Genomic DNA, 8815 nt, shown 5'->3' on the forward strand with positions numbered 1-8815 from the left:
ATCAATCTCCATGGACTGAGCCTACCACGCAAAGCCGTGGTGCGAGACACGACATCATCAACGCCTGTCAATGAAAAATGGCCGCGGTGCAAACCGGGTGGTTACCCTATATCGATTGGGCCGGGGTTTACCCCTACGAGTTCCGCTACATTGGCGAAATACCGGCCGGGCAGTTCACGGCCAATCCCCGGCTTTTGCAATACGAGCGGCCCATCCATGCCCTGGTGTCCAAGATCCTTCAGCGTGCCAAGACGGAAGGCTTTCTTGGACAGGATGAGGATCCAGAGACACTGGTGATGATGAGCCATACCTATGTTTATGGGGTGATCACGAAGATGCTGCTGGGGGACCTGTCACGTTGGTCCCCTGGCCTCAGCGATCGGGAGGCAGCGCGGCTGGCCATAGAGTTGTTCGTGGAAAAATGTTGCCAGCCAACGCCGGGAGAAAGAACGTGTCCGTAGAAAATAATGAGACGCTGCCGACATCACCAAGCCAAGGCCGCAAATGACTTCGTATGCGAAAATGGAGATGTCGAGCTTCACGAAGGTTTTCATCACCCGAGCATGATATCGCGTGCCTGTCGGCCATAGGCGCTCATCGTGCTGTCCCAGATCCGGCGCTTGGTCACACAGGCCCGGAGGTCCTTTCCCAAGCATGGGTGTGGAGCAGGATTTCGAAGCGTCCCAGCACCTCAAGCCGTTCGTGCTATCTTGCTGTCAGGAACCCGGCTGACAGAACTGCAGGGACATCTCTCTCGGCGCCATCATTCTCGCTCCGATGCTATGCTCGTCGTCGTTCGACCATGCCGCGACACGTGCTGTTCCGGGATTTACTGACGCCATCGCATCGGTGGCGGTATATGGAAGGGCTTTCGCAATGCGAGTTGATAATAAGGATCTGATCGCCGCGTCTTCTCCACGATGATCGGTGGTGCCTGCGGCAAGGTCCGTGCGGGATGCAGCCTTGGAACTTCCCTCCCGAGTTTCTACGATGCAGCCAATGTTCTGAGGCCAACATGCAAGACACCGCATTCAAATTGGGATCCCGTAGCAAGGGCGCTTTGGCGGAAGGGCCTCAACGTAGCCAGACGCTTGTGCGCGGGCTTGAGATCATTGATGCGGTTGCGGACGGGCCTGCCACGATCGCCGAGATAGCAAACGCGACCCAGCTGACCTACTCGACGGTCCACAGGCTGGTTTCCGTTCTTGTGGCACGACGATATCTGAAACTCACCAATACGCGCAGCGTGGCCCTGGGTCCACGTTTGATCGAGCTGGGCTTTGCCGCGCATTCTCGTATCGATCTGGTCCGTCATGCCCGGCCTTGGCTTGAAGAGCTGTCAGGCAAGACCGGCGATACGGTTCACTTGGCCCGACTGGAGAACGATGAAGTCAGCTATCTGGACAAGCTGAGCGGAAGTCGGGCGGTGGAAATCTCGTCGCGCGTGGGCGGCCGCAAGCCGGTCATCTCGACCGGCGTGGGAAAAGCCCTGATCCTGGATCGAAGCGAAGCCGAGCTCGCCGATCTTTATCAGAGCGACCACCATCTCATGAACCATCCCGTTCCAAGGGAAACTTGGTTGGTGCAGCTGGATCAATACCGGCAAGGAGATTTCGCCTTCGATCTGGGCGAAGACGAGGCCTCGATCCGTTGCGTGGCTGCCCCGATCCGAGATGCGACAGGCCGGATCGTGGCGGCCATCTCCGTTTCCTCGACAGTGGAACACATGAGCCCGCAGAGGATGCAGGCCCTGATCACCGAAGTCAAAGCCGCCGCATTTCAGATTTCGGCCGGACTGGGCTACACAGCCCGAACCCAACCATAAGGCAGAAAAGGCGATCCTCGCCGCAGGACAACCTTCTCAGAGCACCTTGCCGGGGTTCAGAATCCCTTTCGGATCAAGCATCGACTTCATGCGGCGCAAGAGATCAAGCTCTGCCGGGCTTCGGGAGTAGGATAGCCAAGGCTTCTTGTGAAGGCCGATCCCATGTTCGGCGGAAACGGAGCCGCCATAGGCGCGGACAAGATCATAAACCGCCGTCTCGATCCCGTGCCCGGTCGGATCGACCGCCTCGATCGGGCCTGCGACCAAGTGGATGTTGCTGTCCCCTGCGTGGCCGAAGAAGATGACCTGCAGATCGGGGAAGCGGCTCTTCAGGGCGGCACGGATGTCGTCCACGCATTCCCCGATACGTGCCAGGGGAACCGAAACATCAAAATTGATCGTGGTAGCGCGGTGGGACAGGATTTCGGCTATCCCGTCGCGCAAGGCCCAGAAATCATCAACCTCGCGCTGCGACATGGCGATGGCGGCATCCTGGACAAGGCCCGCTTCGAAAGCGCCCTCCAGCATGGCCTGAAAGGCGTCGTGTTCCCCGTCGGGATCTGAACCTTGCATCTCGACCAGGGCATAGACGGCGTGACCCTCGGCCACCGGCGGACGGCGCCCGGTGGCGGCCAGGACGGCGGCATAATAGTCGGCCCACATCAGCTCGAATGCCGTGACCCGACCTGACAATGATTTCTGCGCATGGGCCAGCAAGCCCGCCGCGTCAGAAAAGCCGGACAGGGCGACCAGGGCCGCATTGGCTCCCGCGACGCTGGGGTGCAGCCGAAACACGGCGCGGGTGATGACACCCAGCGTGCCTTCGGATCCGATAAACAGATGCTTCAGGTCCAGTGCCGCGTTGTTCTTGGGCATCCGGTTCATCATCGGCAGCACTGTTCCGTCCGCCAGCACCACCTCAAGACCCAGGACCAATTCCCGTGCCATGCCATATCGGATGACGCGGTTTCCCCCGGCATTGGTGGCGATGTTCCCGCCGATCTGCGAAGAGCCCCGGGCCCCCAGGTCAAGCTGAAAGCTGCGTCCGGCCGCTTCAGCCGCGTCCTGCAGGGTCTGCAGCACACAGCCCGCCTGAACCACCATCAGCCCCGAGGTGGTGTCGATCTCCTCGATCCGGTTCATGGCGGCAAGCGACAGAAGCACCGCCCCGTCCGAGGGCACGGCTCCGCCGGCAAGTCCTGTCAGCCCACCTTGCGGCACCACCGGCACTCCTGCCTCATGACAGGCGCGCAGAACTGCGGAAACCTGTTCCGTGCTTTCGGGCGTCACCAAAGCCAAGGGCGTGCCGCCCCGCTCGGCACTCCAGTCGCGCAGGGAGGCATCCGGCACCTGGGAGCCGACCTTGAGCCGTCCATCTCCAAGGATCTCGGCAATTCTTTCGACAATAACGGGATGTTTGCTTTTCGGTATCATCATGGTTCCCCTGCATTAACTTGGCTTTTTTCACCAACTCTCACATGTTGCAATTTGATTGTATAAATTGACATTTGATGCTGTTTCCGCCAACTCACGACTCGAGAGACGGTGCGGGCGCGGAGGAGCCGGGCAATCGCGAAGTCTCGCAACAGCCTTCGTGAACGTGGCAGAGGGGCCGCGTTTCGAAGAGGAGGATGACATGACATTTCACATTCCCAAGCAGTTCATGCGCCATGGATCTGCACCAGCGATCCTGTCGGCGGCATTGCTTTGCACCACGATTGCCACTCCGGCCCTTGCCCAGCCTGATGTGCTTTTCCGCGCCGCCCATTCCACCGCGACCACCTCGACGGGGCATCAGGCGCTTGAATTTCTGGACAAGGAACTGCGCGAAAAGACCGAAGGCCGGGTCGGCCTCGAGATCTTCCCGTCTTCGCAGTTGGGCGGAGAGCGTGAATCGGTCGAGAACATCCAGTTCGGCAACGTGGATCTGATCTTTGTGTCGTCCGCGCCGGTCGCTTCGTTCGCGCCGGCCTTCTTTGCCTTCGACATTCCCTTCCTGTTCGACAACCGCGAGCAGGCCTACGAGGTTCTGGATGGCGAGATCGGTCAGGAAATCCTGGCTGGGCTAGAAAGCTCGGGGATTGTCGGCCTGGCATATTGGGAAAATGGCTTCCGCCAGCTGACCACCGCGAACAAGGAGGTGCGTTCGCCCGAGGATCTCGCGGGCATGAAGATGCGCACCATGGAGAACGAGGTCCATATCGCCGCATGGCGCGAGATCGGTGCCAACCCTGCGCCATTGGCTTTCAACGAACTGTTCACGGCCTTGCAGCAGGGGACCTTTGACGCGCAGGAAGGGCCGATCAACCTCTTTTACGATATGAAGTTCAACGAGGTTCAGAAATACATCGTCAAGACGAACCACATCTATTCGCCTTGGCCGCTGCTTGCGAACCCCGAAAAGCTGGCCGCCCTGTCCGATGAGGATCGCGCGATCTTCGACCAGGCCGTCATCGACGCCACCGCCCATCAGCGCCAGCTGGCAGCCGAGGCCGACACCAAGGCGGAAGCCGCGATGACCGAGGTGACCTTTGTTGATCTGGAACCCGCGCAGAAGGAAGCCTTTGCCGCCAAGGTCGCGCCGATCGTCGATCTGGTCCGCGAAAAGGCCGGGGCCGATCTGGTCGACCGCCTGCTGACCGCGACCGGCAAGAACTGAACCATACGCGGCTCCGGTCCCTGCCGGAGCCGTTCTTCTGTCGTGGCCTGTCAGGGCAGCGGCCGGGAATGTCGGGACATATCATGATCAAGCTCATCAACGAGCATTTCGAGGAGGCGATCATCGTCCTTCTCATGGCGACGATGTCGCTTCTGATCGGACTGCAGATCTTCATGCGCTATGTCATGGGGGCATCGCTGTCCTGGTCCGAGGAGCTGGCGCGCTATCTCTTCATCTGGGCAACCTATCTGGGCATCTCCTATGCGGTGCGGCTGGATGCTCATATCCGTGTCACCATGCTGACCGACGTGCTGCCCATGGGTGGGCGGATCATGGTGCGCATCCTGACGCATCTGATCTTCGGCGCCTTCGCCCTCTATGTCATGTATCAGGGCTGGTTCATGGTCGAGAAGACGTTCCGCTTCGGCCAGAAGTCGGCCTCGCTCGGTATTCCCATGGGGATCGTGTATCTGGCGCCGCTGACGGGCTTTGGGCTGACAGTGCTGCGACTGATCCAGCGCATCTTCCTTGATCTGCGCATCTACAGGGCCGAGGTCCGTTCATGATTTCCCTGACTCTTTTCGGGCTGCTGGCCGTTCTGCTGCTTCTGTCGGTCCCGATCGCGATCTCGCTGGGCATCGCCTCAACCATCGCGCTGCTGCTGTCTGGCAAGGTTTCCGGATCCTATGTGCCGCAAGGGCTTGTCACCTCCATCGACAGCTTTCCGCTGATGGCTGTGCCTTTCTTCATCCTGGCCGGCGACCTGATGGGGCAGGGCGGCCTTTCCAAGCGGCTGGTTGATGTCGGCCGGATGTTTTTCGGGCGCTATACCGGAGGCCTTGCAATCATCTCGGTCGTGACCTGCATGTTCTTCGCCGCCATCTCGGGTTCGGGGCCGGCGACCGTGGCCGCCGTGGGCACCATCCTGCTGCCTGCCATGGTCAAGGACGGTTATCGCCCGGGCCGCGCGGCGGGTCTTGTGGCCAGTGCCGGGTCACTGGGAGTGATCATCCCGCCGTCGATCCCGATGGTCATCTACGCGACCTCGGCCAACGTGTCGGTGTCCAAGATGTTCATGGCGGGGGTCATTCCCGGCCTGATGATCGGTGGCGCCCTGATCCTCTATGCCTGGTATGACGCCCGCCGCCAGGGGCTGAAACCCTCGGCTGAAAAGCTGAGCGGACGCCAGAAGCTTGCCATCCTGAACGAGGCGAAATGGGCGCTTCTGGTGCCGGTCATCATCCTTGGCGGCATCTACGGCGGCATCTTCACCCCCACCGAGGCCGCGGCCGTGGGCGTCATCTATGGATTTTTCGTCGGCGCGTTCATCTATCGCGAGATCAGCATCGCCTCGCTTTACCGCATCATCGCGGGATCGGCGCTGACCTCGGCCACGATCATGCTGATCGTAGGCACCGCCACGATCTTCGGTCGCGCCCTGGCCATTGAGGGGGTGCCGATGGCGTTGTCGAACGCCATCACCTCGACCATCGACCAGGCCTGGCTTCTGCTGCTGGCTGTCAACGTGATCCTTCTAATCGTGGGCACGTTCATGGAAACCATCGCCGCGATCATCATCCTGACGCCGATCCTGCTGCCGCTGGCCACCGCCTTGGGGATCAACGCCGAACATTTCGGCATCGTCATGATCGTCAACCTTGCCATCGGCATGGTGACGCCGCCGGTGGGCGTGAACCTGTTCGTGGCCTCGCGCATCTCGGGTCATCCGCTTGAGGCCATCGTGAAAGGGGCGTTCGGGCCGCTCGGGGTGATGATCGTGCTGCTGCTGCTGATCACCTACGTCCCCGCCCTGTCACTGGGCCTGCCTGCCCTGTTCGGAATGTAATGCAAAGGAACCGCCAATGAGCAAGAAACTCAGGGCCGTCATCATTGGCCCCGGCAACATCGGCACCGATCTGCTGATGAAGATGAAGCGGTCCGACTGGATCGAGCCGGTCTGGATGGTGGGGATCGACCCCACCTCGGAAGGCTTGAAGCGCGCCGAAGCCATGGGCATCAAGACCTGCGCGACCGGCGTGGACGGCATCTTGGATCATATCGTTGCCGACGATATCCGCGTGGCCTTTGACGCGACCTCTGCCTATGTCCATGCCGAGAATTCGAGGAAGCTGAACGATCTCGGCGTGGTCATGATCGACCTGACGCCCGCGGCGATTGGACCCTTCTGCGTTCCTCCGGTGAATCTGGCGCAGCATGCGCGCGAATTGCGCATGAATGTGAACATGGTGACCTGCGGCGGGCAGGCCACCATCCCGATGGTGGCCGCCGTCAGCCAGGTTCAGCCGGTCTCCTACGGCGAGATCGTGGCCTCGGTGTCGTCGAAATCCGTCGGGCCGGGAACGCGCAAGAACATCGACGAATTCACCCGCACCACGGCCCGCGCCATCGAGGCCGTCGGCGGCGCGAAGGAAGGGAAGGCCATCATCATCGTCAACCCGGCCGAGCCGCCCCTGTTGATGCGTGACACGGTCCATGTGCTGACCGAAGGCGAACCGGACCAGGAAAAGATCACCGCCAGCGTTCATGCCATGCTGGAACAGGTGAAAAAATATGTCCCCGGCTACAAGCTGGTGAACGGCCCGATCTTCGATGGAAACCGGGTGTCGATCTTCCTCGAGGTCGAAGGGTTGGGGGATTTCCTGCCGAAATACGCGGGCAACCTGGACATCATGACGGCGGCTGCCCTGCGGACCGCCGAACTGTTCGCGGAAGAAGCGGACAAGGGCAACTTCGTGCTTCCGGCGCGGAACTGAGGGAGGGCTGACATGTCCAATATCGAAGGCCGCAAGGTCACCCTGCATGAAATGAGCCTGCGCGACGGGATGCATCCGGTCCGCCACCGGATGTCGCTGGACCAGATGATCGCGGTGGCGACCGCGGCCGACGATGCCGGCATTCCCTGGATCGAGGTCAGCCACGGCGACGGTATCGGCGGATCGTCGGTGAACTATGGTTTCGCGGCCCACAGCGACATGGACTATCTCCGGGCTGTCGTTCCGCAGATGAAACAGGCCAGGATCTCGGCCCTGCTGCTTCCGGGGATCGGGACGGTGGACACGCTGAAAGAGGCGATGGATTGCGGCATCTCGGGCGTGCGGGTCGCGACCCACTGCACAGAAGCCGACTGCGCCGAACAGCACATCTCCTATGCCGCCAAGACCGGGCTTGATACCGTGGGCTTCCTGATGATGGCGCATCGGGCGGAACCCGAGAAGCTGGTTGAACAAGCATTGCTGATGGAAGGCTATGGCGCGAAAACCATCTATTGCACCGACTCTGCGGGATATCTTCTGCCTGATGGCGTGACTGCCCGGATCTCGGCTCTGCGCGCTGCCTTGCAGCCGGAAACAGAGCTTGGCTTCCACGGCCACCACAACCTGGGCATGGGCATCGCCAACTCGGTTGCGGCTGTGGCTGCCGGTGCGAACCGGATCGACGGCGCCTTGGCTGGTCTCGGCGCGGGCGCGGGCAATGCTGCGACCGAACAACTGGTTGCCGTCTTCAATCGCATGGGCGTCGAAACCGGTATCGACCTGTTCAAGGTCTTGGACGCGGCCGAGGATCTGGTCGTGCCAATGATGGAGCGCCCGATCCGCGTGGATCGCAGCTCATTGATCTTGGGTTATGCCGGCGTCTACTCTTCGTTCCTGCTGTTCGCCGAGCGAGCGGAAAAGCGATATGGCATCCCGGCCCGCGACCTGCTGATGGAGATGGGTAAACGCGGCATGGTGGGTGGCCAGGAGGACATGATCGAAGACCTTGCCCTGACTATGGCAAAAACAGCAAAGGCCTGACACGATCCAGACCTTTCCAAGGTAAAAGTCGGCTTGAACGAAACCAGGCCGACTTTTCTGAAGCGGCTTCGGGTTCGGCGCTACGTGGTGCAGTTACGGATCGATCCGCGGTATCTCTGATCATGAAGGTGGAATGTAGATCCCCGTGCCTGCTCAGAAAGATTGGCACGATGTCGAAAATACCGCCGCTTCACCTTGATTGCATCAAATGTAGATCTTCCGACCCAAGGCGCTTGGAGCCTCGGCTGCCGCAGGCGCCCGGGCTGTGCAATCCTGTGACCGGCCCCGGCAGAACGGACGCGACAAGCCGTGGTTCAGACCTTGCCGGCAACAGGACACTGGAAAACAAAGGAGGGCGCCGCAAGGGCGCCCTAAGGCTCTGTCGCAAACCGCCGGACAGGATATAGACGACCCGCAGCACTTTTGGATTTAGGCAGCCAACTGGCAGAACTGCTGGAACGGACGCAACTCGGCCTGAACTGACCTTTGCGGATCATGTTTACGGTCTCGATGCCT

8 protein-coding genes are annotated in these 8815 nt (G+C 60.7%); 7 read left to right on the forward strand and 1 reads right to left on the reverse strand.

The window, feature by feature from the left end:
- Nucleotides 1–77 precede the first annotated feature (77 nt).
- Both IEX25_RS19130 and IEX25_RS19135 read left to right on the forward strand, forming a co-directional pair.
- Nucleotides 78–461 carry a hypothetical protein gene (locus IEX25_RS19130; RefSeq protein ID WP_188717284.1) on the forward strand — a complete coding sequence of 128 codons (384 nt, stop codon included), beginning with the start codon at nt 78–80 and terminating at the stop codon, nt 459–461.
- Between the two features lie 554 nt (nt 462–1015).
- Nucleotides 1016–1825, forward strand: coding sequence for an IclR family transcriptional regulator (locus IEX25_RS19135; protein ID WP_188717286.1), 810 nt, complete (start codon nt 1016–1018; stop codon nt 1823–1825).
- A 36-nt stretch (nt 1826–1861) separates the two neighbouring features.
- On the opposite strand, the gene IEX25_RS19140 is transcribed toward IEX25_RS19135, so the two are convergent.
- The gene (locus IEX25_RS19140; protein WP_229665491.1) at nt 1862–3175 is read right to left on the reverse strand and encodes an FAD-binding oxidoreductase; all 1314 of its coding nucleotides are present in this window, start codon (nt 3173–3175) and stop codon (nt 1862–1864) included.
- A 286-nt stretch (nt 3176–3461) separates the two neighbouring features.
- Here IEX25_RS19140 and IEX25_RS19145 point away from each other — a divergent pair, with 286 nt between their 5' ends.
- The 5 genes from IEX25_RS19145 to dmpG all read left to right on the forward strand — a co-directional run bounded on the left by IEX25_RS19145 (nt 3462) and on the right by dmpG (nt 8299).
- Nucleotides 3462–4484 carry a TRAP transporter substrate-binding protein gene (locus IEX25_RS19145; RefSeq protein ID WP_229665493.1) on the forward strand — a complete coding sequence of 341 codons (1023 nt, stop codon included), beginning with the start codon at nt 3462–3464 and terminating at the stop codon, nt 4482–4484.
- 83 nt (nt 4485–4567) lie between these two features.
- Nucleotides 4568–5050 (forward strand): TRAP transporter small permease, encoded by a 483-nt coding sequence (locus IEX25_RS19150; RefSeq protein ID WP_188717291.1) that lies wholly within the window; start codon nt 4568–4570, stop codon nt 5048–5050.
- A complete protein-coding gene (locus IEX25_RS19155; RefSeq protein WP_188717293.1) occupies nt 5047–6330 on the forward strand; it encodes a TRAP transporter large permease in 1284 nt (427 codons plus the stop codon). The genes IEX25_RS19150 and IEX25_RS19155 overlap by 4 nt, the downstream gene beginning before the upstream one ends.
- A gap of 16 nt (nt 6331–6346) precedes the next feature.
- Complete coding sequence (locus IEX25_RS19160) at nt 6347–7258, forward strand: acetaldehyde dehydrogenase (acetylating) (protein ID WP_188717295.1); 912 nt, start codon at nt 6347–6349, stop codon at nt 7256–7258.
- 12 nt (nt 7259–7270) lie between these two features.
- Nucleotides 7271–8299: a 4-hydroxy-2-oxovalerate aldolase gene (dmpG, locus tag IEX25_RS19165; RefSeq protein ID WP_188717297.1), complete on the forward strand. Its 1029-nt coding sequence runs from the start codon at nt 7271–7273 to the stop codon at nt 8297–8299.
- Nucleotides 8300–8815 lie beyond the last annotated feature (516 nt).

Origin of the sequence: Paracoccus acridae, assembly GCF_014642735.1 — a bacterium.
In the GTDB taxonomy this organism is placed as follows: Bacteria; Pseudomonadota; Alphaproteobacteria; order Rhodobacterales; family Rhodobacteraceae; genus Paracoccus; species Paracoccus acridae.

Excerpts from the sequence above, each read along its gene's own strand:
- dmpG (WP_188717297.1), top strand. The coding sequence starts at position 7,271 with ATGTCCAATATCGAAGGCCGCAAGGTCACCCTGCATGAAATGAGCCTG.
- IEX25_RS19155 (WP_188717293.1), top strand. The coding sequence starts at position 5,047 with ATGATTTCCCTGACTCTTTTCGGGCTGCTGGCCGTTCTGCTGCTTCTG.
- IEX25_RS19145 (WP_229665493.1), top strand. The coding sequence starts at position 3,462 with ATGACATTTCACATTCCCAAGCAGTTCATGCGCCATGGATCTGCACCA.
- IEX25_RS19150 (WP_188717291.1), top strand. The coding sequence starts at position 4,568 with ATGATCAAGCTCATCAACGAGCATTTCGAGGAGGCGATCATCGTCCTT.
- IEX25_RS19135 (WP_188717286.1), top strand. The coding sequence starts at position 1,016 with ATGCAAGACACCGCATTCAAATTGGGATCCCGTAGCAAGGGCGCTTTG.
- IEX25_RS19160 (WP_188717295.1), top strand. The coding sequence starts at position 6,347 with ATGAGCAAGAAACTCAGGGCCGTCATCATTGGCCCCGGCAACATCGGC.
- IEX25_RS19130 (WP_188717284.1), top strand. The coding sequence starts at position 78 with ATGGCCGCGGTGCAAACCGGGTGGTTACCCTATATCGATTGGGCCGGG.